Origin of the sequence: Siphonobacter sp. BAB-5385 (genome assembly GCF_002261125.1) — a bacterium.
Lineage (GTDB): Bacteria > Bacteroidota > Bacteroidia > Cytophagales > Spirosomataceae > Siphonobacter.
This window is the reverse complement of record NZ_NMPS01000081.1, coordinates 1-25,944: the sequence shown is the minus strand read 5'-3', so window position 1 is coordinate 25,944 and position 25,944 is coordinate 1. Positions and strand designations below refer to the sequence as shown.

Below are 25,944 nucleotides of genomic sequence, written 5' to 3'. Positions count from 1 at the left end.
CCCGTCCTATCACATTCCATGTCGGGCTTAAGCTACCTACTTCCTCAGCCATGCGGTGGCTTTGAGCAAGAGGAAGTGAATAGCGTTCGCGATACGGACTAAATGACCAGCCATGCTTGTGGGACGAGTGCCTACTTAGTAAACTAGTGGATAAAACAAACGATCTTATAACAAAACAAGCAAGCCGATGATCTATGGATCATCGGCTTGCTTGCGTACTCTACTATTAAACTAAGATTATACAGTTTCCAGAATACGGCCTTTGCCTCCTTTGGAAATAACCACTTCATTAGCGTACTCTTCGGCTTTGCGGCTCTTGTAATTCCACCAGCGTTTGCCAAAGTTTTTCTTCATTAAATCGTCGAAGGTACGCATCGCCGTGATATTAAAGATACCTTCCGCCCGCGTGGAAATTGACGGATCGAAAGCCCGTACCGCCAGTGCGTATCCGCCTTCCAGGTAGTTCATATAGTGCCAAACGCCCGAAGGAATGTATAACATATCGCCGTGCTCCATCACGCAATCATATCCTTCCAGATACTGCATGGCCGGGTGCTTTTCGTAATCCGGATTCTCAGGATCCACGTAGCTCAGAATTCCGTATGGCATGCGATACAGGTGCTTCGAGTATTTCTGATCGAAGAGAATCACGCGTTTTTTGCCGTGAAACTGCGTCAGGAATACGTTCGATAAATCCATATCGTAGTGCAGATACACAATCGAACCCGCTCCACCGAAGAACATCATCGGATATTTCTTCAGGAAGCCCTTCATCAGGTGCTCGGGGAAACTGAAATCATTACATAGATCGGGGATGTGATCGAAGATGTTAAAGAGAAACATCCGTAAATCAACGGGCCCGGACGCAATCAGATCCAGATACTCGCCAAACTTCATCACTTTGTCCGGCTGGTTGAGCTTGGAGTTAGGCGTGGGTTTGGAGTTATCGTACAGGGGTACTTCGATATTACCCGCTAAAGTCTTGAAGTAATCCAGACGCCACTTTTCAAAAGCGGGCCATTGATCGGCAACCCCTTTTAAAATAACAGGGCGATGGGGCTTCAGGTAATTTTCGCGAAAGGCTTCGCCGGAAATATTCTCGACTACGTCGACGGGATGAAGCTTCATATTGGTATTCAGAAATTGAATTTATCGGATAGAATAAGCAAAAGTAACGCATTTACGTTGCATAATTCCAATACAATACTTGAAAAGATTGTTCCGCAAAGCGTTAAACTTTTTTAAGACACCCTTCCTGAACGGATGTCAATTTATCGTTTATTTCTGAAACTGCCAGATTCACTAATTTCGCATCATGTTCACGCCCGTAATCAGGAAGACGGTTCCGACCAGGAAAGGTACTATCGACTCCCATTGCGTGATTTTCCAACCTAACGTGGGTTTGCCATCATTTAAAAACGCTACGCAGGCAAAAAGGATAATGAAAGTTCCTAAAATGGTGAAAAACGCCCCGAAAAAACGGGTCATGGGATTGGGTGTGGAAGGCTGCATAACAATTGGTTTTCAGTGTATGGTTTTCTATGTTCCGTGATTGATAATGGGGATGCTTTCTGTAATGGGTAAAAGTTAAAACTGACGAAGCTTTGGAATACGTTCAAATTGCCTCAATAACAAACAACTACAAACCAATAACCAAGTTTCTACCGTCGATTATCGTCTCCCTGCAACATACCCAGGTAACTATGATAGCGACTCATGGCAATAGTTCCTTCTTCTACCGCATTACGTACAGCACAGGCCGGTTCGTTCAGGTGGAGGCAATTGTGGTACCGGCATTCGTTCAGTAGCTCCCGCATTTCGGGAAAATAATGACTGATTTCGGCCGGTTCCATATCAATCAATCCTAACTCCTTAATGCCCGGTGTATCAATAATAAAGGTACCCGATTCGAGTTCGAACATTTCTGCGAACGTGGTAGTATGCACCCCTTTGTTGGCAAAAGTAGACACTTCGCTGGTTCGCAAATCCAGATCAGGAGCAATGGTATTGACCAGCGTCGACTTACCCACACCCGAATGCCCGGATACGAGCGATACTTTCCCCTTTAAAGAGGCCCGCAGTTCATCCATTCCCTCGCCCGTCAGAGCCGAAGTTCGCAGGGTGCCGTAACCCAACTCCGTGTACATATCCATGATGGGCTGGTGTTGCTCCCGACCTTCTTCATCGAAAATGTCCTGTTTGTTAAAAACAATGACTACGGGGATCCGGAACGATTCTGCCGATACCAGGAAGCGGTCAATGAAGCCCAGCGACGTACGCGGAAAATCAAGCGTAACAATGAGTACGGCCTGATCGAGATTCGCCGCCAGCAAATGGGCCTGACTGGTCTTATGTACCGAAGCCCGGGCAATGTAATTCTCCCGGTCTTCGATGTGCGTAATGATGGCTGTATTTTCGTTTTCGTTCTCGATGTCCATCGTCACGCGGTCGCCCACGGCCAGTGGATTAGACGTTTTCAGCCCTTTAATTTTAAATTTTCCTTTCAACCGAGCCTGCCAGATGTGTCCTTCCTCATCCCGGACATCGTACCAGGAACCCGTCGATCGTATGACTAATCCTTGTTGTGACATGTCGTGTTTCGTAGACTTTCGTCTTTTCTAAGGTCTTGTTCGGTATCGCTCATCGCCGGTTTCGTACCCAATCCATGATTTGTTGCGTCGCCCCCTGATTCGTATACACATAGTTCCGACTCGTTTCGGCTTCCCGCTGGTACGTTTCCGGCGACTGTAGCAATCCATCCAATACCTGACTAAATTCCGTACCATCGGCTACGGCGTGGGCTGAACCCAGAGCCAGCAAATCGTGAGCTTCCTGGAATTTGCGGTATTTCTTATTCCCGAAAAAAACAGCCATCCCCCATACGGCCGCTTCGACAATGTTGTGTAAGCCCGCTTTGTAGGCTCCCCCGATAAAGGCAAATTGCCCGTACCGGTACAGGCTTGCCAGCATCCCCACATTATCGATCCAAAGAATGTCGGCATTGGCTATACTCTCTTCGGTTGCTTGTGAATACCGTATGGACCGAAGCGGTACTTCCGTAGCCCAGCGTTCGATTTGCTGGATGTCAATTTCGTGCGGAGCCAGAATCCATTTAAGTCGCGTTTGAACACCTTTTGTCTGGATATACGTACGGATTACGTTCCAATCTTCCGGCCAGATTGATCCGCCCATGAATACGCGATTGGCTCCGGAAAACTGCTCGACGATCGGAAAACGTTTGGCCTGCTGGGCAATTTCAATCACCCGGTCAAACCGCGTATCCCCCGCCTGACTTACGTTCGTAATACCAATACGGTTAAGCAGTTCCACGGATTCCTGATTCTGGACAAACAGGTGCGAAAAGCAGTGCAATATTTCGCGGTAAAAACCACCGTATGATTTAAAAAAGGTTTGTTCCGGTCGAAAAATCGCCGAGAAAATGACCACGGGAATGTTCCGCTTTTTAAGTTCAGTCAAGTGGTAATACCAGAATTCGTACTTTACCCAAAACGCCATTTCCGGCTGGATGGCCTCCACAAACCGGCGGGCCTGTGCTGGAGTATCCAGCGGCAGGTAACCTACCCAATCGGCTTGCTCGTAGTTCTTTCGCAGTTCGTAACCCGAAGGAGAAAAAAAGGTCAATACAATCTTCCAATCCGGATTCTCCTTCCGAAAGGCTTCGAGTACAGGGCGGGCCTGTTCGAATTCACCCACGGATGCACAGTGAAACCAGGCCGTATGCGGTACAGCCTGGTAGGTTTTCAATTGCGTCCACAACCGTTGCCGCCCCTCCACCCACAAGCGGGCTTTGGGGTGAAAAAATGCAGCCAAACGGAAGCCCAGCTGCATGAAAAAAATCGAAAGTTGGTATAGAAAGCGATACAAAACGTCTGGAATGATACTTTTACGCACCAAAAATAGAACTTAAAAAACGTTTTTCAGGGTTATCAACCCATTAAAGCAATACAACCCTTATGAACTGGCAACCACTAACGGATGCGGAACAGTTGGAAGCGATCAAAAAGGAATCCTTCGAACATCCCGTATTGATTTACAAACATAGTACTACCTGCTCCATTAGTTCCACGGCGAAGGCTCGTCTCGAACGGCAGTGGGATGACACCCAGGGCATTTCGGCCTATTACCTGGATTTACTGCGGTACCGTCCGCTATCCAATGCTATCGCCCAGGAATTTGATGTGGAGCACGAATCCCCGCAGGTACTGCTGATTCGCGATGGAGAGTGCGTTTACCATGAATCGCATTTTGCTATTCGTTTTGATGAAGTCCTTAGCCATGCGGTATAAAAAGAGGCAGCCCGGAAACAGGCTGCCTCTTTTGCCTCGAATCATCAAGTCCGTTAATTGAACGGATACCCATTGGCTTCCAGAGCCGCCTGAGCCACCCGGCGACGGGCATCCTTCAGATTGATCGGATCAATCTTGGTGAATCGTTTCAGGCCCATCAGCATCACATTGAGTTCGTCGCCTTCGGCAAAACTCGTGATGGCCTGACGGCCCGCCCAGGCTACTTTCTCTACGGCTTCGTGCAGGTATACCAGAGCGGCATCCCGGTGAACCGATACGGCGGCCTCGCCCCGCACACCGATCAATTTTTCCACCCGTAACAGGGCCGATTCGGCGGCGTAGACTTCGATCAGCATGTCCGCCAGATTCATGATAATTTCCTGCTCCCTGTCGAGGGCCATCATGAATTTCTGTACGGCCGCTCCTGCCGCTAGTAAGATGGCTTTTTTCAGGTTCTTCAGTACTTTCTTTTCCTTGACAAACAAGCCTTCTTCTTCATCCGTACCAAAGTCCGGGATACTCATGATTTCCTTACCCACCGCCATGGCCGGAACCATAATGTCGAGCTGCCCTTTCATGGCCCGTTTCAGGATCATATCGACCGTCAGTAATCGGTTGATTTCGTTGGTACCTTCGAAAATCCGGTTGATACGGCTATCGCGGTATGCCCGTTCCATGGGAGCATCCGCCGAGTAACCCATACCCCCGTAGATCTGTACGCCTTCATCCACCACGTAATCCAGCACTTCGGAACCGTGTACTTTTAGAATGGCACATTCGATGGCAAATTGCTCGACCCCTTTCAGTTTGGCTTCGGACTCGGGCATACCGCCGGCGATCAGGCTTTCGATGGCGTCGTCGATGTTCTGACCCGCCCGGTACGTTGCCGATTCCGCCGCAAATAACTTGAGAGCCATTTCACCAATTTTGTACTGAATAGCCCCAAAATTCGCAATCGCCGTATTAAACTGTCGTCGCTCTTGAGCGTAAGTTACAGCTTGAGCCAATACTGATTTTGCTCCGCCCACGCAGGCGGCTGAAAGCTTGATTCGTCCCGCATTAAGAATATTTACGGCAATCTTAAAGCCCCCCTCCCGCGTATACAACTGGTTTTCGAGAGGAACGGGCGTATCGTTGAAGAAAACCTGCCGGGTATCCGATGACTTGATGCCGAGTTTATGCTCGGGTTCGTTCATGGTGATGCCGCCGAAATCCTTTTCTACAATAAAGGCTGTCAGGTTTTTGTCCTGATCGATTTTCGCAAACACAATGAATATATCGGCGAAACCGCCGTTGGTAATCCACATCTTCTGGCCATTCAGCAGATAATGAGTACCGTCGGGAGCTAAGGTAGCTTTGGTTTTAGCCGAATTGGCGTCCGATCCGCTATCGGGTTCGGTCAGACAGTAAGCAGCTTTCCACTCGCCGGTTGCCAGTTTAGGCAGGTATTTGGCTTTTTGCTCTTCGTTTCCGTAGTATAAAATCGGTAGCGTGCCAATGCCGGTATGAGCCGAGAGAGCCACGGCGAAACCGCCCGAAGCTCCGATCTTGTCCGTTACCAGCATGGAGGTATTGAAGTTCATCCCAAAACCACCGTAGGTTTCAGGAATCGAGGTGGCTAGTAATCCCAATTCTCCTGCTTTATTCAAAAGGTCCACCATGGGTTGGTAGCTTTTGGCTTCGTCCAGTTCTTTCAGACGCGGCATGACTTCCCGATTCAGAAATTCTTCGCAGGTAGCGGCTACCATACGTTGTTCTTCGCTTAAATCTTCGGGAATAAATACACGTTCAGCGGGGGTATCGGCAATGAGAAACTCGCCTCCCTTTAAGGTCGATTTGGCAGCAATCATAGCAATGGATATTAAATAGGTTTATAAGGTAAAGATGAAAAAAGAAACAATAGTATGCAAGCATACTATTGTTTCTTTTCGGTACGTGTCCTACGCTACTGAATCCTGAATCAGAGCTTAGCTACCTTAGATGATTTCAGCGAAACCTTTCCGGCAATTTGAAGGTTATACACTTCCCTCCCTTATAAAAAGAATCTATGAAATCGCTGAAACTGGAGATACCCCTTACCTCATACGCTACTGAAGCCGAGCTTCCCCTGGATGAACAAACGCTGGTGGAGCAGGCTCGGCAGGCTACGTATAAATCTTATGCTCCGTATTCGAATTTTCATGTAGGAGCCGCTTTGCTACTCGAAGACGGGACCATTTTTACGGCTGGCAATCAGGAAAATGCAGCTTTCCCTTCAGGCTCCTGTGCCGAACGCTCGGCTGTCTTTTACGTAGGATCCAATTACCCCGATAAGAAAATCAAAGCCATTGCGGTACTGGCTCGTCCCGGCACGGGCGATGTATTTCAGGCCGTATCGCCTTGCGGTAATTGTCGGCAATCGTTGTTGGAGTATGAACATCGGCAAAAACAGCCCATTCGTTTATTGATGTTACAGCCGAAGGGCGGCATTATTGCCATGGATTCCATCGCTGATTTGCTACCGGTGAAGTTTGACGCGGATGATTTGTTTGGTAAATAGTTAAGGACGGATTGAAATCCGTCCTTAATAAATTAGCCGAGCCTGCGGGTCTGCAAAGCTCTTAAAGACCCTTAACAAACAGCCGTAGGCTCGACTCATCTTGTAAAGTCGGATTTCAATCCGACCCTCAGCTCCCTCATTTCAACAACACCACTGGCCCCAGCAATCCCGAAGGTTCCGGCTCCCATTTGGAAGCGTCAAACGGTTTATATTGAATGCTCACAAAGTTGATATCGTAGAACTTACGCCAGGGAAACTTGTCCTCATCCAGCTTGCGGATTCGGTTGGCGGAACTATTCGTCACGTCAATTTCCAGTGTATTCTCCTCCTGCAGTACATTGGCCGGAAGCTGAATCCGGTAGGGTAAACTCCAGAGTTTCCCCAAGGATACCTCGTTTAGCCGCACCTGAGCCGTTTCGCGTACTACTCCCAAATCCAGCAGGATTGGTTGATCGGTCTTCCAGGCTTCCGGACGTTTGAATCGTAATGTATACCGACCCGTTCCACTAAAATTCTGACTTTCCGCGTGATCCAGTTCCGTCCAGGAAACCAGTCGCGACGTAGCCAATGGCATGGGTAGTTCGGGCTGTCCTTCCTGAAAGTCAATCTGCCAGATTCCGGTTAATTTGAGCGTATCCTTCGTAGCGGGGTACTCTGGCCAGGGAGCCCCTTTTCGCAGGGACGCGTACGTCTGGAGGAATACCGATTCGCCCGGTTCCAGAGCCAGTTCAATGTCCGACGTACTATCTGCCTGAGCTTGTACGGGTACGTACCCCTGCCGTTTCCGCAAAGGATCGGTTACCTGCACCGAGCGGGCCCAGCTGCCGAGTCGTACTGTCCCCCGATGAAACTGATTACCAAGATTAGTTACGAAGTATAAGGTTCCTTCCGTATTGGTTTTCCGTAAGAACGAAAGTCCCTGCTCTGCCATTTTTTCCTGCCGAATCTTCAAACGCTTGAGTTCAGACAGGTAATCTTTCTTTACCAGCGTCGCTAATGATTTGCGAATATTTTCCAGTTGCTGTTGCCGGTTTTTCCAGTCCTTGTAGCCACTCACCCGACCCGGGGCTTCGGCGAAGATTACGTTGGCTCCCTGCTGTACCAATTGCTGAATCTTTTTCAAGGTCTCCAGCGGGACATACTGCGTTTTGGGAATCAGCAATACCGGATACGTCGTACCCGCCGCGGAAATCAGCTTTCCTGCTTTTACTGAGAAACCCTGTAAGAGACTATCCGAAACAAAATCGGTCTGGTACCCATGATTGCGAAGTTGTTGAGCCGTTGCTCCGAAGGGCGTATCGTGCAACCAGCGGCGGGAGTTGGCGTGTACGTCAAAGAGAAAGGGAGCTTCGCCCGCCGCTACGCCGTGCCAAATGTCCTGTACCGGAAAGTACAGCAACACGCTGGCATCCGGACGAGCCGTTTGTAAGCGTTGCTGACACTGTTCGATATACTGATTGAGTTCAGGCAAATCTTTCCAGAAGTGACTTTGCTGATTGTAGTTCGTGGACGCGTAAAACAGCCAACCCGGCCATTTTTCCTCCGGAGGTGAATAGGGGATACCGTGGTAAAAGATGTGATTAACGCCGCCCGTAAACAATTCATCCACAATGGGTTTAATCTGCGAAAGCGATACGCGAAAATGTTCCGCCAGCCAGGTAGAGGTCTCCGAAGATACGAGCGGCTTACCCGTCAGGTGAGCCGCCGAAGACGCAAATTGCATGGTCAGTACGCCCGGCACGCCGTAACGGGTAGAATCATAATCCGGATCGAGACGGTAGTTCGGAATGGCGTATTGTTTACTGCCAAAATACTCGGTTTCAGGAATATCCGTCAGGGCGTACAAATCCAGCAGGTTTCCCGGCGAGCCGTGGGCCTGATCACGGGTGATTTTTCCCTGTTGCTGCGACCAGCCCGTCCACATGCGAGTGAAGCGGTCCCGCAGTAATTCCGACAACGTTGTATGATAATCGGCCCAGATACGGCGTTCGTCTTCCGTTAAATTCTTCGTTTTAGTAAGAACCGCTGGTTTGAGACTATATCCCCGACGACGTTTAAATTCGGCCAGAAAATCGTTCGTCCAGTTGGCTCCATATACTTCATAGGAATCATTGTAAAAGGAACGAACCGTATTGCCTTTGGGCAGATTCGCGTCGAAATGCTTCAGGTAGTTTCGTGCGGCCGTTTCATCGAACGGGTTCATCACCAGCCCTTCGCCCCCCGGTGCAGCCCGTTTGACCTGCTGCTTCGTGGGCAATACCAACAGGGAATCGCCCTGAATACTGAATTTCTGAGCTCCATCACGGGCGGATACCCAGGGACCTCCGTAGGGCCAGCCCGTACCCAGCGATAAATCAATGCCCAGCCCTAACTTCTGGGCTTCTTGCAGGGTGAAGGTTAAGGCTTTGTTCCACTCGGGACTCAGAAAAGGAAGAAATTGCTGCTCGTACCCTTTGACGCCGTAGATGGGAATGATATGCAATCCTCCCAGACCGGCTTTGGCGTAATCCTGTAAATTTTTCCGGATGCCCTCTTCCGTCACGGCACTGCCCATCCACCACCAATACGCCCAGGGCTTGGCCGTATTCACATTACTAGCTGGGGCCTGGGCCAGGGAAGAAAACGACCACAAGATCAGCCATGCACAAACGATACGCTTCATTCTGTTCAAATTAATCCTCTAAAAAAACAATACGCCGGACGATGTCCTAGTATTTTTTCAATTCTTTCTTGGAAAGACGATGAACGGAATGACTTTCTCGTACGGGTAGAACGATAAAAAGCCCCGCTTCGCGAACGAAACGGGGCTTTTAAAGGGGATATATTCGTGATGCTTAACCTTCTGCACCCACGCCATCCTGTACTTCAAAGCACAAGGAAGCGGCTCCCAGCAAACCAGCATCATTACCGAGCGTAGCCCGTTTGATTTCCAGTGTGTCCAGGTTATACGGCGTCAGCCAGTAGTTTAATTTCTTGAATACGGCCGGCATAATGAAATCAAAGGAAGCCGACAGACCGCCACCAATCAGGATGAGGTTGATGTCCAGAATCCGTACCAGCGAGGCCAGACCGTCGCCCAGAATTTCACCCACCCGCTCAAAGATTTGCAGAGCCAGAGCGTCGTCTGCCGCAGCAGCTGCTACCAGACCGGTCGTTGAGATCGTACCATCGCCGGGTAATTGTGTCGCTCCCGTGTATTCGGAACGCATTTTCGTGGCGAGGTTCAGCAATTCATTTTTACCAATGTTCCGCTCCAGTACTTTTCCTTCTACGGAAGGAATATGGCCGGGCTCCATGGCATTTCCGTTACCGCCCGTAAATACGCGGCGATTCAGGATGGCGGCACCGCCTACGCCCGTTCCCAGGGTAATGAAAATATAATTTTCGTCGATCTTTTCTTCACCGAAATAGAATTCTCCCAAGGCCGCAGCGTTGGCGTCATTTTCCAGATAGAAGGAAACGCCAGCAAACCGATTGGACAGGTACTCGACCAGCTTTACATTATTTAACTCCGGAATGGCCGTAATTTCAAGGGGTACGGTACGCTTGCTGTTGATCATTCCCGGCAGACCAATTCCTACTTTCGTAAGCGTAGGATTATCGAGCAGTTGCAGAGAAATGGCATCGCCCAGTCGTTCTTCAAAGTGACCGGATTGCCGCCAACTAAGCGTATCGTGGCTGTAAAAATTTGAAATTTTACCCGTGGTAGCGTCTACGATGCCCATTTTGACATTCGTTCCACCCACGTCTATGCCTAGGTACTGGTTATCGGCCATGAATGTTGGTAACAGGTTTGGTAAATCAATTGCAGAAAACTACGGCGAAAATAAGGGTTCTCTTCCTTTATTTAATAAGATTTTTTAATAAGTTGTATAGAGTTCCTTACTTTCGTCCGTTAACCAAATAAAATAGTGGAAATTAACCGACTGGCTATTCAATTCCGAGATCGGTTACAAATCCCCCAATTGTGGGCGTACCAGTAGTTCTTCGACCACAGCCGAAGGAGATAGATGGTAGCTGGTCCAAAGCAGTTCGGCCATGTCATCTACCTGCATAAAACGGCTTTCGGGTAAATCGCTGCCCGCCCAGCTTTCAGTATAGGTGGCACCCGGCAGAATTGCCGTTACTTTGATTCCTTTGGTTTTGAGTTCTTCCCGTAACTCCCGCGTCAGTCCCAGTAAGGCATGTTTCGCAATACAGTATGAACCACCGTTGGGATAGGCTTTGATACTGGCCGTCGAACATACATTCACAATATACCCCCGTTGCCGCTCCATCATGGCGGGTAGCAAGGCCCGGGTCAGGTGATACGCCGAACCTACGTTGACGTTGATCATCGTTTCGAAGGTACCTTCCGCTTCGTTGTAGATCTGGCCGGGCAGAAAGAGTCCGGTATTATTCACCAGCATTTCAATGGATCGCTGCTGGGCCTTGACGAAAGCGGCAAAGGCTTCAATCTGTTCGCGTTCACCCAGGTCAGCCGTGTAAATGTGTACCTGCCGGCCTTCAAACTCCTGTTCCGTTTCTTGTTTGAGTTTCTCCAGATCTGCCGTGTTGCGAGCGACTGTAATGGCGTCGAACCCTCCTTTTACGAATCGGCGTAAGATGGCCTTGCCAATACCCCTGGTCGCTCCGGTTACAATAACCAGCGGTTTTCCCGCCAGAGGAACATCTTTTGTTTTAATCAGTTCACTATTCAATAAATCACTCATTATCAGTATTTTGTTTAGTAAATAATGGAACCTTCAGGAAAGATCCGTACCGGATTTGCGTACAGATCGATCATAGAAGTGCTTAATTCGTAAAAAAATCCCTGTTGCGATGCGAAAGTACCTCCTCCTGCTGGGTTTCCTGACAGCCTTTTCTTCCCTCTATGCTCAGTCGAAACTGATTGTAAAAGTCGGTATTGGACCGAGTTTTCCGTACGGAAAATTTGAAGATTCTGAAACGCAGGACCTCGCCAAGCTTCTGAAAACCGGTCCTCATCTGGGTTTGACCGTGGCCCATGATTTTAGTCGACATTTCGGAGTGGCCCTGACAGCTTCGGCCTGGACCCATGCCGTGAAAAACGAAGAAATGACGCAGTATCTGAAAGACAAGTATTTACCCGCGGCCTACATTCCCCTGGTCAAATCGATTAATGCTTCTGCGAAAAAGTTTGAATTTTATACGGGCTACCTGTCTCCTTACTACACCTTTGAAGTAGGCGAACGAATTCGGATCGATTTGCGGTTCAATGCGGGGATCATGCATTTGCGTTTTCCCTCCATTACGGGGCAGGGAGAAGCCGTCAATCCGCTGGAAACGCCGATGACCGGAGTTGTAGCCCCCCTTACGGTGTCGAGTGAAGCCCGGGAGGCAACCGCGTTTATGTACGGAGCCGGAGCGAGTTTCGCTTATAAATTATCCGAAACGTTCCGAATTTTTACGGACATTGATGGCTTACGGGCCCGTCCGTCGTTTGATGATATTCCCGTAACGGCTACGCTCGGGCCCGTAACGCTCGCCTCGGCCCGTCCGGCCTTTTCACAAACGGCGGGTACGCTGAGTGTTCGTTTCGGAGTGGGATTGTTTTTTTAGTAGCTAGATTACTGCCCCTATTCACCCGTGAAGAAGTCCGTTATTTCGGGTACTCTTTTACGCCTTTGTATCGTCCGGGCAAAACAGCTTACGCCTGCGTGAGTTTTACTAAAAGCCGATACGTATGTAAATGGATTTGTCTTCCAACTGAAAACCGAAAACAGACAATTGTAAACTGATTAAGCCATGAATTTACTTACCCGTGTGGGTCGTTATTTTATCTTTCTGGGAACCCTGTTTACGCGTCGCGAAAAGGTGAGTGTGTACGCAAAACAGATCCTGGAAGAAGCCGTAGCACTCGGCATCGATTCCATCTTTATTGTTTCCATCGTTTCTACTTTTATCGGAGCTGTAACCTGCGTGCAGACGGCCTACAACCTGGTAAGCCCCTTCATTCCCGACTACGTTATTTCGCTGATCGTACGAGATATGACGCTGCTGGAACTGGCTCCTACCATTACCTGTATCGTACTGGCGGGGAAAGTGGGTTCCAATATCGCCAGCGGTTTGGGTACCATGCGTATTTCGGAACAGATTGATGCCCTGGAAGTCATGGGCCTCAACTCCGCCTCGTACCTGGTTCTGCCCAAAATCATTGCTGCGGTTCTGGTATTCCCGATGCTGATTACTATCGCCGGATTTTTATCCATCTGGGGTGGCTATGTCGCGGGTACGCTGTCGGGGGCTATTACGCCCGAGGATTACGTGTACGGAATCCGGGCTGACTTTATTCCTTTCAACGTACCATTTGCGTTGATTAAAACCGTCGTATTTGCCTTTCTGATCACTTCTATCTCCGCTTTCCGGGGGTATTACACCGAAGGCGGAGCCCTCGAAGTAGGAAAAGCCAGTACTACGGCCGTTACGAATAGTTGTATTGCTGTATTAGTAGCGGATTACCTGCTGGCTCAGTTGCTGTTATAATATAAGCGTGAGACCCGCATGAATCGACTGATTTTTAGATGCCTTGTTTACAATGATTGAAATAAAAAATATCAGGAAAGAATTTAACGGACGCGTGGTACTCGATGGCATTTCGGGTACGTTCAAACCCGGCAATTGCAGCCTCATCATCGGTGGTTCGGGTACGGGAAAGTCCGTTTTATTGAAATGCATCGTTGGGCTGATTAAACCCGAAGGCGGCAATGTTCTGTACAATGGCCGTGATTTCTGGTCGGGCGACAAGGACACCAAACGTGACATCCGCCGGGAGATGGGCGTACTGTTTCAGGGCAGTGCTCTCTTTGACTCGAAGACGGTACTCGAAAACGTAAAGTTTCCGCTCGATATGCTTACCGATCAATCGGAAGAAGAAAAGATGGATCGGGCTCAGTTTTGTCTCCAACGCGTCGGGCTGGAAAAAGCCGCCCAGCGGATGCCTTCTGAGGTTTCGGGTGGGATGAAAAAACGCGTCGGCATTGCCCGGGCCATTGTGATGAATCCCAAGTACCTGTTCTGCGATGAACCCAACTCAGGTCTGGACCCGCTGACGAGTGTAAAAATCGATGAGCTGATTCAGGAAATCACCGATGAGTATCAGATCACGACGATGGTTATTACGCACGATATGAACTCGGTACTGGGCATTGGCGAAGATATTCTGTTCTTACACCAGGGGCATAAACTTTGGGAAGGGACGAAAGATAACATTCTGGATACCGACGTGCCGGAGCTTCAGGAGTTTCTGTACTCCAACCAGTTGGTACGTCGTATGAAAAAGAGTCAGCAGTAATCGTATGCTAGAAGCCATTCACCATATCGCCATTATCTGCTCGGATTACGAGCGTTCCAAACACTTCTATACGCAGGTGCTAGGACTGGAAGTGGTTCGGGAAGTGTACCGGGCCGAACGCGATTCGTACAAACTGGATCTGGCCGTGAAGGGTCACTACCAGATTGAACTGTTCTCGTTTCCCAATCCGCCCGCCCGGCCCAGCCGACCCGAAGCTCAGGGTTTACGCCACCTGGCTTTTGCGGTAACCGATTTGGACGCGGCCATTGCTTCCCTCCGTACGCACGGCGTGGAAACGGAACCCATCCGTACCGATGAGTGGACCCAGCGACGATTTACGTTTTTCGCCGATCCCGACGGTCTGCCCATTGAGTTGTACGAGATGTAGGAGTATCTACCATAAAAAAGGCCCGGAATTAAATTTCCGGGCCTTTTTTATACTAACGCTGGGTACGAATTATTTCGTCGTAGCCAGGTTTACATCCAGTTCAAAATCATCGTTGATGGCTTTGTCTCCGAGGTTATCGAAGAAGCTTTTTGAACCGTAACGGATGTCATATTTTGAACGGTCAATTTTGATTTTAGCCGTACCCGTACCCGTTTTTGGATCAACCGTAGCGGGGAACGTTACTGCGTTGGTTTTTCCTTTGATCGTCAGGTCGCCGGTTACGTCGTAGTTGTTACCACCTTTAGGGGTCACTTTCGTAATTTTCATCGTTGACGTCGGGTGATTAGCTACACCAAAGAAATCTTCACCTTCGAGGTGGGTTTTCAGTTTGGTGTTCATTTTTTCGTCTTTCACGTCGGTTACTTTCAGCGTACTCATGTCCATCGTGAAGTTACCGCCGACCAGTTTACCGCCGTCGAGCAGCAGTTGACCATCTTTCAAAGCAATGGTTCCGGTGTGCTCACCCGTTACTTTCTTACCTAACCAGATTACTGATGATTTCGCCGTATCCACTTTAACCGGCGTAGGCTTTTTACCAGCGTTTACGAACAACATGGTAGCAGCCAGAGCCGCAGCGAAAAATTTAACCGTTTTCATTTGTTTGATTAATTGGGAGTTTAAATTCTACTGAAGGGAGAAATTTTGGTTAAGGAGCTACTACTTCATTTCCATCGCAATCCATCGAAACGTGCTTGCCTCGCATTTTGTCCAGCAACAGACTCAGTTGCTCGGCTTCTTCTTCGGTGAGGCCTTCGATCAGGTCCACTTCCCACTCTCCGATTCGTTCATCGATTTTTTCGAGCAGGGCCAGGCCTTTTTCGGTAATGAGCACGTCTACCGCCCGGCGATCGTTCGGGCACACCATCCGGCTGACGAGTTCTTTCGCCAGTAATTTGTCCACCAGACGACTGGCATTGGACATTTTATCCAGCATGCGTTCGATAATGGCATTGACTGTAATCGCACTGGGATACTGACCCCGAAGGATACGCAGCACGTTGAATTGCTGTATCGTTAATCCGTACGGTTTCAGCTTTTCCGAATGCAGCGAAGTCATCCAGTTATTCGTATAAATCAGATTTACCATCACCTTGTGATAAGGACTGGTAAAAGCTCGTTGCTTTATTTCATTTTCAATGGTCATGGCGTTATTGAAAGGTGATGCAAATATATACCATAACATTTAATGTATATACATATTTACATCTTTTTATTTTGGATTTTAACGTTTCTTAAGGAATACATAGCAAAGAAGCCGCAAGTTCCACCACAAGCGAAAGGCTTGAAAATGGCCCAAAATTAACTGATAACGAAAAAACTAACTACCGGTATTGCCCGAGATTATCGACTTTGTGATGAACGGAAAACCAAAAAAAGTAGCTTTGCGTATGCCTACCTTACAGCTTTCTGAAATCTGGATTTACCCGATTAAATCACTGGCAGGGCTTTCCCTGCCCCAAGCCACGCTTACTTCCCGTGGACTTCTGTACGACCGCCGCTGGATGCTGGTGGACGAAACGGGTCGCTTTCTTTCCCAGCGAACCTTACCCCAACTGGCCCTGTTTGAAGTTCGCATGGAGGAGGACAGCCTGATCATTACGCATCGTGAGTCTCCGTCCAACCCTCTGCGTATTCCGCTGGTTGCTGAAGGTGGCGAAGCCCTTCAGGTGGAAGTCTGGGATGATACGATGTCGGCTCAGGGAGGTTTTCCGGAAGCGGACGCCTGGTTTAGTGCGATTTTGGGTCGAAACTGTCGCCTCGTGTACCAGCCCGAGAATACGCATCGATCGGTTGACCCGAAGTACGCCCGGCAGGGAGAAATCACGAGCTTCTCGGATGGCTATCCTTTTTTACTGATCGGGCAGGCATCGTTAGATGACCTGAATACGCGACTGGAAACACCCGTACCGATGAACCGCTTCCGGCCCAATCTGGTCGTGACGGGCGGACAGCCCTACGAAGAAGAAGGCTGGGAAAATTTCCGAATCGGTGAACAGGAATTCTGGGGCGTGAAACCCTGTGCCCGTTGCGTACTAACCACGATTGATCAGCAAACGGCTGAAAAAGGAAAAGAACCCTTGCGTACCCTAAGCAAATACCGGAACTGGAATAACAAGATTCTTTTTGGCCAGAATTTACTACCGGCAACCGATTTGTACACGCTTCGGGTGGGCGATACCGTTGACATTCTAACCAGTAAGCCGGGCCCCTTACAGTAGCATTGATTCGATTCAAACGTAGGAGAAGATTATGAAGGTATTGTTGGTGGAAGATGAAGTCAGCTTGGCTTCGTTCATCCGAAAAGGGGTAGAAAGTGAAGGTTACGTGCTCGACATTGCGTACGACGGGCTGATGGGCCAGCGGATGGCGGACAACAACAGTTACGATGTGATTATTTTGGATGTCAACTTACCTCACATCAACGGCTTTGATTTATGTCGGTACATCAAGCAACAGTCACCCCGTCAACCGGTACTGATGCTCACCGCTCTGGATAGTCTGACGGACAAGGAAAGCGGTTTTGATGCCGGTGCCGATGATTATCTGGTAAAACCCTTTGTATTCCGCGAGCTTATTCTACGGATCAAAGCCCTGGCCCGCCGGAATGCCACCCACGAAGGGATGAAGTCCGTATTACGCGTGGCCGATCTGGAATTGAACACCGAGGCCCGTACCCTCACCCGCCGGGGCCAGCCCATTGACCTGACGGCTCGGGAGTACGCCCTGCTGGAGTATCTGATGATCAATCAGGGGCGGATCGTGAGCCGGATTGACATTGCCGAAAAAGTCTGGGATCTGCACTTCGATACCAATACGAATATCATTGACGTGTATATCAATTACTTACGCAAGAAAATTGACAAAGAATTCGATCATAAACTCTTACACACCGTCGTCGGCATGGGGTATGTGTTACGGGCCTGAGTATGAAAATCAAGCACAAGATCATCCTTTGGTTTTCTTCGCTGGTAGCGGGTAGTCTGCTGCTTTTTTCGGTATACGTTTATTTCACCTATTCGTCCCTGCGGCAGCGGGCCATGGACGGCTGGCTGGAACGCAAAGCCCGCGTTACGGAACAACTCATTACCAAAGACGATGCCGTTGTGGGTAAGATTACCACTTCCTTACCGGAACAGGTCGTTTTCATCTATTCGCCGAAAGACAGTCTCATTTTTGCCAGCGAAGTCACCAACGACTTTCTGGCTAGTCAGGCTTTTCGCAAGCGGGTACGCGATGAACGGTTGGTTCGGTTTAGTTACCAGACTCCTCACCACAAGTACCCCAAAGACGGTATGGCCCTTACCTACCCCGGCCCCTGGCCCTCGCCTTCGGGTCAGGAGTATCTGGTACTGGTGACGGCCTACGATGAAGATGGCTACAATCGCCAGAGTAACCTGATGGATTTGCTCATTCTGGGGGACATTTTTGCGATTGTTCTGGTCGGATTACTAGGCTATTTCTTTTCCCGGCAAGCCCTGAAGCCTTTACATCGCCTCATCGATCAACTGCCCCAGGAAGGCTCCCTGGGTTTTCGTTTACAACCCGAAAATCCGAATGACGAAGTTGGCGTACTGGCCTCTGCGTTCAACGAACTGTTACAACGCCAGGAAAAACTGGTGGATAATCAGCGGGCCTTTATCTCCCAGGCTTCCCACGAATTACGCACCCCGCTGACGACCATCAAAGGTTGGCTGGAAACCTCGCTTACCTACGATTCCAACGTACAGGAACTCAAAAAAGGCATGAGTCAGGCCGTGCGGGAAATCGACAAGCTCACGGCTCTTTCGAATGGCTTACTGCAATTGGCTCAGCTCGATAATGTACAGATACAGATTGATAAGCAACCGCTGGATGTGGTTGAGCTGGTACTGGAAGTAGCGGATCTGCTAGGTCAGCAGAAGCCGGGACAAACGCTTTCCGTCAACGTCAGTCAGGACGTGCTGGAACAAGCTACGCCCGTACTCATTCTGGGCAATCCGTACCTACTCCGTACGGCCTTGTATAATTTGCTCGACAATGCGGTCAAGTATTCCCAGGGTCAGCCCGTTTCGTTTTCGCTGGAAATCACCCAAGATCAACAAGCCCATATCCGGATTTTGGATCAGGGCATCGGACTGACGCCCGGTGAAGAGGAACGTATTCTACAACCGCTGGTTCGGGGTTCGAATGTTCAACGTATCGAAGGTTTTGGCGTGGGACTTACCCTCACCCACCGGATTGTATTACTGCATCAGGGACAATTGACGTTGAGCCCCCGGGAAAGCGGCGGGACTTGTGCCGAGGTTCGGTTGCCTTTGTACTCCTAAAGTTTTTTTGTCTATCCATTTTCCGTTAAAAACCTTCATTTCTGGCTTTCTAATACCGTTCTAATCTCTTCTAATAGGGTTCTAATCTCGTTCTAATGTCCGCTTCATAGGTTTGTTCCATTCCCCAGTGAATGGATTGATATGTCGAACATTAAACGAATACTGCTTTTACAGGTAATCCTGGGCTTATCGCTGCTACAAACCCTGTGCGGACAACCGCCCCGTTTGTCGCTCGATGAAGTATTGGATAAGGCCCGCACCAATTACCCTTCCATCCGCGGTAAACTGGCCGCAATTAGAAGCTCCGAAGCGGATGCTCAGTCCATGCGGCTGTCCTTTCTGCCTCAGGCGGGCGTTCAGGCTCAAGCCTTTAACGCCACTTCCAATCAGGTCCGTGGAGCTTCGGCTTCAGCCGGTGGCCTGATGATTCCCATTACCGGGGTACGTACCGATGGATTCAATAACCAGGCCGCCTGGACGAGTGCGGCTTCAATGGTTATTGACTGGGAGGCCGTCACTTTTGGTCGTCGGCAGGCCCGCCGGAATCAGGCCAACTTGTCGATTGAACAAGCCAAGGCGGATTACGAGAGCGAGTTATTTCTCCACCAGGTTCGCGTGTGCGATGCGTATCTCCTAGCTCTCAATCTGAAAAAATCGGTACTCCTGCAAATTTCCAACCTGCAACGAGCCAAGGCTTTGCAAATCATTACGCGAGCCAGTACTTCCGGCGGTTTACGTCCCGGAATTGACAGTTCGGTGAGTGCGGCGGAAGTGGCCCGTGCCCGACTTCAGGTGCTGGAAAGTCAGAAAATGGCTCAGCAGCAAGTACTACGTTTGACCGAATTGATGGGCGAACCGAGTCTGGGTTACGAACTGGATTCGCTCATTTTCTACCACCGATTACCGGACATGAACCGGGTTTCGGGGGAAAAAGCGTACATCCACCCGCAGTTACGGGTTTTGCAGAAACAAATGGCCCTGGGTGAAGCCAACCAAACGTTACTGAAAGCCAATGCCCTGCCTTCCATTTCCGTACTCGGTTCACTCCAGGGCCGGGGATCGGGCATTAGCGAAGCAGCTCAGGATGGTACGTTTCGGATTGACCCGACGCTTGGGGCTGGTTTGCCTTTGCGGGCGTTCAACTACATCGTAGGGTTTACCGCCATCTGGCGACCGACGGAATTATTTCGGGTTAAACCCAATCTCTCCGCTCAACGCGAGCGGGTTCGGGTATCGCAGGAAAGCTACAATCAGCAAAAACTAGCCTTAGACGCAGGTTCCGAAAATGCGAATCTCCAGATCGAACTGGCTCAGGCCACGGTAAGGCAGGCTCCACTCCAGCTGGAGGCGGCCCAGCAGGCCTACGCCCAGTCGCGGGCCCGGTACGAATCGGGATTGGATAACATTCAAACGCTGACCCAAACCGCCGCTCTGCTGAACCGGGCGGAAGTAGATCAGGCTCTGGCGGTGAATGGCCTTTGGCGGGCTTTATTACTAAAAGCCGCGGCAGATGGCAACCTGGAAGAATTTTTGAATCAGATTCTCAACTAATTATGATAAAAGCGGCCTTAGCTAAACCCATTACGATTATCGTAGCTCTGCTGGGAATCGTCGTCTTTTCGATTCTGGCCCTGAGCCGGATTCCGGTCGATATTTTTCCCCGGCTGAACTTACCGACGATCTACATTGCCCAGCCCTACGGCGGGATGACGCCCGCTCAGATGGAAGGTTTCGTTTCCACGCGTTACCAGAACCAGATGCTGTACGTATCGGGAATCAAGAGCGTGGAAGTGAAAAATATTCAGGGTCTGTGTCTGGTCAAATGTAGTTTTTACGAAGACGTGGACATGGCCCAGGCCGCCGGGGAAGTGGCCAGTCAGGTCAGTCGGGTGATGAGTTACTTACCTCCCGGAACCGTACCTCCAATTGTCGTTCGTTTCGATGCGTCCAGCTTACCGGTGGGACAATTGGTCTTTAGCAGTCAGCGGGCTTCGCTCGGCGAGATGCAGGATCTGGCTTCGACGCGGATTCGGCCCCTGTTCTCCCAGATTCCCGGTGCTTCGGCTCCTTCGCCTTTTGGTGGTAACGAGCGTACGGTTGTCGTACGGGTAGACCCCGAACGGATGCGGAGTTATGAATTAACGCCCGATGAAATTGTATCGACCGTGGTTCGGAACAACCAGATTTCACCCGGCGGTAGCATCCGGATCGGTGATTTTTCCATTCTGACGCCGAATAATACGGTTCTCGATAAAGTCGATGAATTCCTGAATATTCCCCTGCGAAAAGGGGTCGGTCCGACGGTATTCGTGCGGGACATTGCCACCGTAGAAGATGGTACCGATGTACCCGTGGGTTACGCCCTGGTGAATGGCAAACGATCGGTGTACATTCCCGTAACCAAATCCGCTGACGCTTCCACCATGAGTGTGGTAAATGCGTTGAAGGGGAAACTGGCCGATATGAAAGCCCTGTTGCCCGACGATGTGGAGCTATCGTATGAATTTGATCAGTCGGTATACGTGACCCAGGCCGTGCATAGTCTGGCCGTGGAAGGGGGACTGGGTGCCTTGCTGACGGGACTAATGGTACTGCTTTTCCTGGGCGACTGGCGTAGCTCGCTCATTGTGGTTCTGACGATACCCGTTTCCATTCTGGCTTCGATTCTGATGCTTCAGCTCATGGGTCAGACCATCAATATCATGACCTTGTCAGGACTGGCTCTCGCCATTGGAATTCTGGTCGATCAGGCGACGGTGGTGATTGAAAACATTCACCAGCATCTGGAAATGGGTAAGCCCAAGGCCCGGGCCATTTTCGACGGCTGTAAGGAAGTATCCTTTCCGCTATTGTTGATTACGCTCTGTATTCTGGCCGTATTTGCTCCGGCGTTCCTGATGAATGGCGTACCCCGGGGGATGTTCCTGCCGCTATCCCTGTCCGTAGGCTTTACCATCATTGCGTCGTACCTGCTTTCGCAGACCTTCGTACCGGTGGTTTCCAACTGGTGGATGAAAGCTCACGCCCACCCCACGCCGCATGACCTTAGCCTGCTGCCCGACCTTTCAGAGCAACAGGAGGCCCATCAGGAGAACTTCGAAACGCAGCATCCTGAAAAGGTAACGGGTTTTGAACGCTTCAAACTGGGTTACTTACGTTTGCTTGATCGCCTGTTACAACGCAAGGGAATCGTGATTGGAGCGTATCTGATCTTTTGTGCCGTACTTATTGGCGTCGGGTTCACGCAGATTGGTCAGGACATGATGCCCCGGCAGAATCACGCCCGGCAGTTTCAGGTCCGCATCGTTGCTCAGGAGGGCTTACGGATTGAACGTACGGAAGAAATCACGAAAGAAGTCATCCGCCAGATTGATGGTATCGTTGGTCCGAAAAATGTGGCCATATCCTCGGCTTTCGTGGGGATGACGCCTTCCAGTTACGGTACCAGTTCGCTGTACGTATTCAATGCCGGTCCGCACGAAGCGGTCTTACAGGTGAAGCTTTCGGATCAGTACGAAGTGGCCTCGCTCGACAACCTGAAGGATGAAATTCGGAAACGGGTACACCAGAAGCTTCCCGGCGTAAAATTATCCTACGAACCCATTGACCTGACGGATAAAATCATGAGTCAGGGAGCCCAGGCTCCCATCGAGATTCAGGTGGGTGGCAAAAGTCTGGAAGAAGGACAGCATTACGCCAATCGCCTTTTGACGCAAATGAAGAAGATTCCGTATCTGCGGGATTTACGGATCAATCAGCCGCTGAGTTATCCAACCATTCAGATCAAAATTGACCGCGAACGAGCCGCTCAGCTCAACGTGAGTATCGATGAAATTGCCAAATCGCTGGTAGCGGCGACCTCTTCCAGTCGGTTTACGGCCAAGAACCTCTGGCTGGATGAGTCCAAGGGCTTCGCCTATCAGGTACAGGTGGAGATGGAGCAGCAACAGATGAATACCGTGGCCGATATTCAAAGTATTCCGCTGGTGAAAGGCCAGTTACGGCCCACGCTGGGCGATGTGGCCACCATTACCCCCAGTACCGTTCCCGGTGAGTACGACCGGATTGGCCCCCGCCGAATCATTACGGTATCGGCGAATATTGCTCACAAAGATCTGGGTACGGCTTCACGGGCGGTACAGCAGGCCATCAAAAATGCGGGTGATCCGCCCAAAGGCTCCAGTGTGGAATTACGGGGAATGGCTCAGTTGCTGGATGAAACGTTGACGAGTCTTCAGTTTGGTCTGGGACTGGCGGTGGTGGTAATCTTCCTGCTGCTGGCGGCCAATTACCAATCCTTCAAGCTGGCGGGTGTGGTACTGGTGAGTATTCCGGCGGTACTGGCGGGTTCGCTGACGTTGCTGCTCGTGACGGGTCAAACGCTGAACCTGCAATCGTACATGGGTATCATCATGTCCGTGGGGGTGTCAGTGGCCAATGCCCTGCTGCTGGTTACGAATGCGGAATCGTTGCGACTTCGGTACCGCAACGCCCTGACCTCCGCCCGAATGGCGGGTGCGGCTCGTCTGCGACCCATTTTGATGACGGCTCTGGCAATGATTGCCGGGATGATTCCGATGGCGAGTGGCCTGGGCGAATCGGGTGAACAAACGGCTCCGCTCGGACGGGCGGTAATCGGAGGCCTGCTGTTCTCGACGGTGGCGGCCTTACTCATTCTGCCCCTGGTCTTTGCGGCCGTTCAACGAAAAACATCACTTATTTCTCCCTCCCTCGATCCCGACGATCCGACCAGTGCGGTATACGATGGAACTCCTGTACTTGAAAATGAAATCGCCTAGGCTTATTCCTCCTACTAGCATGTATACCAACGCTTTGATACGAATCCTGACGATAGCAAGCTTCGTTGCGTTCCTGAGTAGCTGTCATTCGGCCTCGAACGAAACCGTGGCAACGGACCCGGCCCAGGATCCGGATATTCGCTACGAAGCCGTAAAAATTGCGGCCTCACGCCCCACCCGCGAGCTGAATTTGCCGGGAGAGCTGGAAAGTTATTACGAAACCGACCTCTACCCCCGCGTGAGCAGTTACGTGCGTTCGCTGCACGTAGATATTGGCGATAAAGTCAAAAAGGGGCAGATTCTAGCTCAACTGGAAGCCCCAGAGCTAACGGCTAACTTAACCGAAGCCTACTCCAAGGTAAAAGCCGCTGAAGCCGTACACGAAGCCAGCAAAGCTACCTACCAGCGGGTACTGCGGGCCAACCGAACGACGGGAGCCATCTCCCCCGTCGATCTGGATGCGGCCCGTACCAAATCGATCTCGGATAGTCTGGCCGTAGTAGCTGCCAATGCTCACTATACGTCCGTGCAGCAATTGGTTAGTTACCTTAAAATTACGGCTCCGTTCACGGGCGTGATTACGGATCGTCGCCTGTCTCCCGGAGCGTTCGTGGGTCCCGGTGGCCAGAACAGTGTACCCATGTTGAAAATCCGGCAGCTGGACCGACTCAGGTTACGGGTAGCGGTTCCGGAAGCGTACCTTAACAATAACTACAAAGGCAATACGGTTCAGTTCAGCGTGCGGAGTTTTCCCAATCAGACCTTTACGGGAAAAATCAATCGGGTATCCAATACTGTACGCCCGGAAACCCGCTCGGAGCTGATTGAAATTGATATTCAGAATAGTAACGAAAAGCTGAAACCGGGTATGTTCGCCTCAGCCCGGTTACCGGTTCACTCCACGGAAGGCAGCATGTATGTACCCAAAACGGCCATTGTCAGCACCATGGATCGCACCTTTGTGATTAAAGTAGAAAATGGAAAAGCCGTTCACGTAACGGTGCAGAAAGGCGATGAAGCCGTCGGGCAAACCCAGGTTTTTGGTGATCTCAAACCCGGCGATACGGTCCTGAAACGAGCCAGCGAAGAAATTGCGAATGGTACCAGTCTCAAGGTACAACTGGCCACTAACTAGCCAGCATCGATTGTCCCATGCCTGAATAGTCCGGAAGGAGGCGTAGCTTAAGCTATGTCTCCTTCGTTTTTACGAAGGCTTCAAAAACTTAATGTATGATTATAATTAGGATTCGGCGGCGAACTTCTAAACATATCCGCCCGATTTCCGCTTTCGCCTTGAAAAGACTTCCTACTTTTGGGGTTTATTAAAGATTTTAGTTTTGGGAGTGCGATCAGTATTACAACAACTTCACTGGCTTAACCTCGATGTAGCGGCGGGGGCAGCCCTTTGTGCCGCCGCTGCCAGTCGACTGCCGGACGGCAAGGGTGAAATTAATTACACGGCCATTGCAGTGCTGACGCTTACGGTATGGCTGATCTATACGGTAGATCGGCTGCTTGATATTCGCAAGAAACCTATTCCGGCGACGCCCCGTCACCAGTTTCACGCCCAGCATGCCGACCTGTTCTGGAAAGTATCGGCGGGGGTGGCGGTATTAGCTGGAATTCTGACTTTGTTTCTACCCTTCCCGTTGATTCGTTTCGGCCTTATTTTGAGTGGGGTGGTCGGGCTGTACCTGTTCATGGTTAACAAGCTGGCTCCGAAAAGCAAAATGTATCTGCTGAAGGAACCCATTACGGCCTGCGTCTACGCGGCTGGGATTTGGGGGGTGGCGTTTACGCAACAGCGATTCATTCCCTGGCAGGATCAGGCCCTAGCGGTGATGTTCGCCCTGATCGCTTTTCAGAATCTGATTCTGTTTTCGTGGATGGAGACGCAGTCGGGAAAACTCTACGCCTCCAATCTGGCCAGTCTACTCCGCGACGGAATTCCGGATTTATTGATGTATCTGATTATTGGAGGTATTGCCGTTCTTTTTCTGTCCATCAGTTTTACGGAAGTACTTCCTTATCAGCGTCGGTTTGCCTTTACCGAACTATTCATGAGTCTGGTACTCATTGAAATTCGCCGTGATTATCCGTTTTATCTCACGAATGAACGGTATCGCTGGATTGGTGATGGGATTTTCCTGCTGCCGTTCTGGTTGTTGTAAGAGGTCTGGTTTGAGAAGTTTGAGTTGGCCCCGCATTGCATACGGGGCTAATCACATTGAA

The 25,944-nt window shown here is 50.2% G+C and carries 23 protein-coding genes; 13 read left to right on the top strand and 10 right to left on the bottom strand.

The window, feature by feature from the left end:
- Positions 1-237: 237 nt before the first annotated feature.
- The 4 genes from BWI93_RS07910 to BWI93_RS07895 all read right to left on the bottom strand — a co-directional run bounded on the left by BWI93_RS07910 (position 238) and on the right by BWI93_RS07895 (position 3,849).
- Positions 238-1,128: a cupin-like domain-containing protein gene (locus BWI93_RS07910; protein WP_094809971.1), complete on the bottom strand. Its 891-nt coding sequence runs from the start codon at positions 1,126-1,128 to the stop codon at positions 238-240.
- A 174-nt stretch (positions 1,129-1,302) separates the two neighbouring features.
- Positions 1,303-1,512, bottom strand: coding sequence for a hypothetical protein (locus tag BWI93_RS07905; RefSeq protein ID WP_233207802.1), 210 nt, complete (start codon positions 1,510-1,512; stop codon positions 1,303-1,305).
- Between the two features lie 149 nt (positions 1,513-1,661).
- Positions 1,662-2,591, bottom strand: a complete 930-nt coding sequence (rsgA, locus tag BWI93_RS07900) for a ribosome small subunit-dependent GTPase A (RefSeq protein WP_094809969.1) — start codon at positions 2,589-2,591, stop codon at positions 1,662-1,664.
- A 49-nt stretch (positions 2,592-2,640) separates the two neighbouring features.
- Positions 2,641-3,849 (bottom strand): 3-deoxy-D-manno-octulosonic acid transferase, encoded by a 1,209-nt coding sequence (locus BWI93_RS07895; protein ID WP_094809975.1) that lies wholly within the window; start codon positions 3,847-3,849, stop codon positions 2,641-2,643.
- 125 nt (positions 3,850-3,974) lie between these two features.
- Here BWI93_RS07895 and ytxJ point away from each other — a divergent pair, with 125 nt between their 5' ends.
- Entirely contained in the window at positions 3,975-4,307 is a 333-nt protein-coding gene (gene ytxJ / locus BWI93_RS07890) for a bacillithiol system redox-active protein YtxJ (RefSeq protein ID WP_094809967.1), read from the top strand.
- A 53-nt stretch (positions 4,308-4,360) separates the two neighbouring features.
- Here ytxJ and BWI93_RS07885 read toward each other — a convergent pair whose 3' ends face one another.
- The gene (locus tag BWI93_RS07885) at positions 4,361-6,157 is read right to left on the bottom strand and encodes an acyl-CoA dehydrogenase family protein (protein ID WP_094809965.1); all 1,797 of its coding nucleotides are present in this window, start codon (positions 6,155-6,157) and stop codon (positions 4,361-4,363) included.
- 197 nt (positions 6,158-6,354) lie between these two features.
- Between BWI93_RS07885 and cdd the strand changes: the two genes are divergently transcribed.
- Entirely contained in the window at positions 6,355-6,846 is a 492-nt protein-coding gene (cdd, locus tag BWI93_RS07880) for a cytidine deaminase (RefSeq protein WP_094809963.1), read from the top strand.
- Between the two features lie 136 nt (positions 6,847-6,982).
- Here cdd and BWI93_RS07875 read toward each other — a convergent pair whose 3' ends face one another.
- From BWI93_RS07875 to BWI93_RS07865, 3 genes are all read right to left on the bottom strand, one after another.
- The gene (locus BWI93_RS07875; protein ID WP_094809961.1) at positions 6,983-9,508 is read right to left on the bottom strand and encodes a glycosyl hydrolase; all 2,526 of its coding nucleotides are present in this window, start codon (positions 9,506-9,508) and stop codon (positions 6,983-6,985) included.
- Between the two features lie 172 nt (positions 9,509-9,680).
- Positions 9,681-10,622, bottom strand: a complete 942-nt coding sequence (locus tag BWI93_RS07870) for an ROK family protein (protein WP_094809959.1) — start codon at positions 10,620-10,622, stop codon at positions 9,681-9,683.
- A 174-nt stretch (positions 10,623-10,796) separates the two neighbouring features.
- Entirely contained in the window at positions 10,797-11,558 is a 762-nt protein-coding gene (locus tag BWI93_RS07865) for an SDR family oxidoreductase (RefSeq protein ID WP_094809957.1), read from the bottom strand.
- 109 nt (positions 11,559-11,667) lie between these two features.
- On the opposite strand from BWI93_RS07865, the gene BWI93_RS07860 reads away from it, so the two are divergent.
- From BWI93_RS07860 to BWI93_RS07845, 4 genes are all read left to right on the top strand, one after another.
- Complete coding sequence (locus BWI93_RS07860) at positions 11,668-12,426, top strand: outer membrane beta-barrel protein (RefSeq protein ID WP_094809955.1); 759 nt, start codon at positions 11,668-11,670, stop codon at positions 12,424-12,426.
- A 186-nt stretch (positions 12,427-12,612) separates the two neighbouring features.
- On the top strand, positions 12,613-13,350 hold the full coding sequence (locus BWI93_RS07855; protein WP_094809953.1) for an ABC transporter permease: 738 nt from the start codon (positions 12,613-12,615) through the stop codon (positions 13,348-13,350).
- Between the two features lie 52 nt (positions 13,351-13,402).
- On the top strand, positions 13,403-14,158 hold the full coding sequence (locus tag BWI93_RS07850; protein ID WP_094809951.1) for an ABC transporter ATP-binding protein: 756 nt from the start codon (positions 13,403-13,405) through the stop codon (positions 14,156-14,158).
- A 4-nt stretch (positions 14,159-14,162) separates the two neighbouring features.
- Positions 14,163-14,546 carry a VOC family protein gene (locus BWI93_RS07845; RefSeq protein WP_094809949.1) on the top strand — a complete coding sequence of 128 codons (384 nt, stop codon included), beginning with the start codon at positions 14,163-14,165 and terminating at the stop codon, positions 14,544-14,546.
- A 69-nt stretch (positions 14,547-14,615) separates the two neighbouring features.
- Here the strand turns inward: BWI93_RS07845 and BWI93_RS07840 are convergent, their stop codons facing one another.
- Entirely contained in the window at positions 14,616-15,203 is a 588-nt protein-coding gene (locus BWI93_RS07840; RefSeq protein ID WP_094809947.1) for a YceI family protein, read from the bottom strand.
- Positions 15,204-15,252: 49 nt separating this feature from the next.
- The gene (locus BWI93_RS07835) at positions 15,253-15,750 is read right to left on the bottom strand and encodes a MarR family winged helix-turn-helix transcriptional regulator (RefSeq protein ID WP_094809945.1); all 498 of its coding nucleotides are present in this window, start codon (positions 15,748-15,750) and stop codon (positions 15,253-15,255) included.
- Positions 15,751-15,994: 244 nt separating this feature from the next.
- On the opposite strand from BWI93_RS07835, the gene BWI93_RS07830 reads away from it, so the two are divergent.
- The 7 genes from BWI93_RS07830 to BWI93_RS07800 all read left to right on the top strand — a co-directional run bounded on the left by BWI93_RS07830 (position 15,995) and on the right by BWI93_RS07800 (position 25,883).
- Positions 15,995-16,825, top strand: a complete 831-nt coding sequence (locus BWI93_RS07830; RefSeq protein ID WP_094809973.1) for an MOSC domain-containing protein — start codon at positions 15,995-15,997, stop codon at positions 16,823-16,825.
- A gap of 31 nt (positions 16,826-16,856) precedes the next feature.
- Positions 16,857-17,531 (top strand): response regulator transcription factor, encoded by a 675-nt coding sequence (locus tag BWI93_RS07825; protein WP_094809943.1) that lies wholly within the window; start codon positions 16,857-16,859, stop codon positions 17,529-17,531.
- A gap of 2 nt (positions 17,532-17,533) precedes the next feature.
- The gene (locus BWI93_RS07820; protein ID WP_094809941.1) at positions 17,534-18,913 is read left to right on the top strand and encodes a HAMP domain-containing sensor histidine kinase; all 1,380 of its coding nucleotides are present in this window, start codon (positions 17,534-17,536) and stop codon (positions 18,911-18,913) included.
- 141 nt (positions 18,914-19,054) lie between these two features.
- Positions 19,055-20,464 (top strand): TolC family protein, encoded by a 1,410-nt coding sequence (locus BWI93_RS07815; RefSeq protein ID WP_094809939.1) that lies wholly within the window; start codon positions 19,055-19,057, stop codon positions 20,462-20,464.
- Between the two features lie 2 nt (positions 20,465-20,466).
- Positions 20,467-23,712, top strand: a complete 3,246-nt coding sequence (locus BWI93_RS07810; protein ID WP_094809937.1) for an efflux RND transporter permease subunit — start codon at positions 20,467-20,469, stop codon at positions 23,710-23,712.
- Between the two features lie 19 nt (positions 23,713-23,731).
- Positions 23,732-24,847, top strand: a complete 1,116-nt coding sequence (locus tag BWI93_RS07805) for an efflux RND transporter periplasmic adaptor subunit (RefSeq protein WP_094809935.1) — start codon at positions 23,732-23,734, stop codon at positions 24,845-24,847.
- A gap of 208 nt (positions 24,848-25,055) precedes the next feature.
- Positions 25,056-25,883: a hypothetical protein gene (locus BWI93_RS07800; protein ID WP_141217392.1), complete on the top strand. Its 828-nt coding sequence runs from the start codon at positions 25,056-25,058 to the stop codon at positions 25,881-25,883.
- Positions 25,884-25,944: the final 61 nt, after the last annotated feature.

Bases quoted from the DNA above. Each gene is read 5' to 3' on its own strand.
- BWI93_RS07910 (WP_094809971.1), bottom strand. From the start codon at position 1,128: ATGAAGCTTCATCCCGTCGACGTAGTCGAGAATATTTCCGGCGAAGCC.
- BWI93_RS07905 (WP_233207802.1), bottom strand. From the start codon at position 1,512: ATGCAGCCTTCCACACCCAATCCCATGACCCGTTTTTTCGGGGCGTTT.
- rsgA (WP_094809969.1), bottom strand. From the start codon at position 2,591: ATGTCACAACAAGGATTAGTCATACGATCGACGGGTTCCTGGTACGAT.
- BWI93_RS07895 (WP_094809975.1), bottom strand. From the start codon at position 3,849: ATGCAGCTGGGCTTCCGTTTGGCTGCATTTTTTCACCCCAAAGCCCGC.
- ytxJ (WP_094809967.1), top strand. From the start codon at position 3,975: ATGAACTGGCAACCACTAACGGATGCGGAACAGTTGGAAGCGATCAAA.
- BWI93_RS07885 (WP_094809965.1), bottom strand. From the start codon at position 6,157: ATGATTGCTGCCAAATCGACCTTAAAGGGAGGCGAGTTTCTCATTGCC.
- cdd (WP_094809963.1), top strand. From the start codon at position 6,355: ATGAAATCGCTGAAACTGGAGATACCCCTTACCTCATACGCTACTGAA.
- BWI93_RS07875 (WP_094809961.1), bottom strand. From the start codon at position 9,508: ATGAAGCGTATCGTTTGTGCATGGCTGATCTTGTGGTCGTTTTCTTCC.
- BWI93_RS07870 (WP_094809959.1), bottom strand. From the start codon at position 10,622: ATGGCCGATAACCAGTACCTAGGCATAGACGTGGGTGGAACGAATGTC.
- BWI93_RS07865 (WP_094809957.1), bottom strand. From the start codon at position 11,558: ATGAGTGATTTATTGAATAGTGAACTGATTAAAACAAAAGATGTTCCT.
- BWI93_RS07860 (WP_094809955.1), top strand. From the start codon at position 11,668: ATGCGAAAGTACCTCCTCCTGCTGGGTTTCCTGACAGCCTTTTCTTCC.
- BWI93_RS07855 (WP_094809953.1), top strand. From the start codon at position 12,613: ATGAATTTACTTACCCGTGTGGGTCGTTATTTTATCTTTCTGGGAACC.
- BWI93_RS07850 (WP_094809951.1), top strand. From the start codon at position 13,403: ATGATTGAAATAAAAAATATCAGGAAAGAATTTAACGGACGCGTGGTA.
- BWI93_RS07845 (WP_094809949.1), top strand. From the start codon at position 14,163: ATGCTAGAAGCCATTCACCATATCGCCATTATCTGCTCGGATTACGAG.
- BWI93_RS07840 (WP_094809947.1), bottom strand. From the start codon at position 15,203: ATGAAAACGGTTAAATTTTTCGCTGCGGCTCTGGCTGCTACCATGTTG.
- BWI93_RS07835 (WP_094809945.1), bottom strand. From the start codon at position 15,750: ATGACCATTGAAAATGAAATAAAGCAACGAGCTTTTACCAGTCCTTAT.
- BWI93_RS07830 (WP_094809973.1), top strand. From the start codon at position 15,995: ATGCCTACCTTACAGCTTTCTGAAATCTGGATTTACCCGATTAAATCA.
- BWI93_RS07825 (WP_094809943.1), top strand. From the start codon at position 16,857: ATGAAGGTATTGTTGGTGGAAGATGAAGTCAGCTTGGCTTCGTTCATC.
- BWI93_RS07820 (WP_094809941.1), top strand. From the start codon at position 17,534: ATGAAAATCAAGCACAAGATCATCCTTTGGTTTTCTTCGCTGGTAGCG.
- BWI93_RS07815 (WP_094809939.1), top strand. From the start codon at position 19,055: ATGTCGAACATTAAACGAATACTGCTTTTACAGGTAATCCTGGGCTTA.
- BWI93_RS07810 (WP_094809937.1), top strand. From the start codon at position 20,467: ATGATAAAAGCGGCCTTAGCTAAACCCATTACGATTATCGTAGCTCTG.
- BWI93_RS07805 (WP_094809935.1), top strand. From the start codon at position 23,732: ATGTATACCAACGCTTTGATACGAATCCTGACGATAGCAAGCTTCGTT.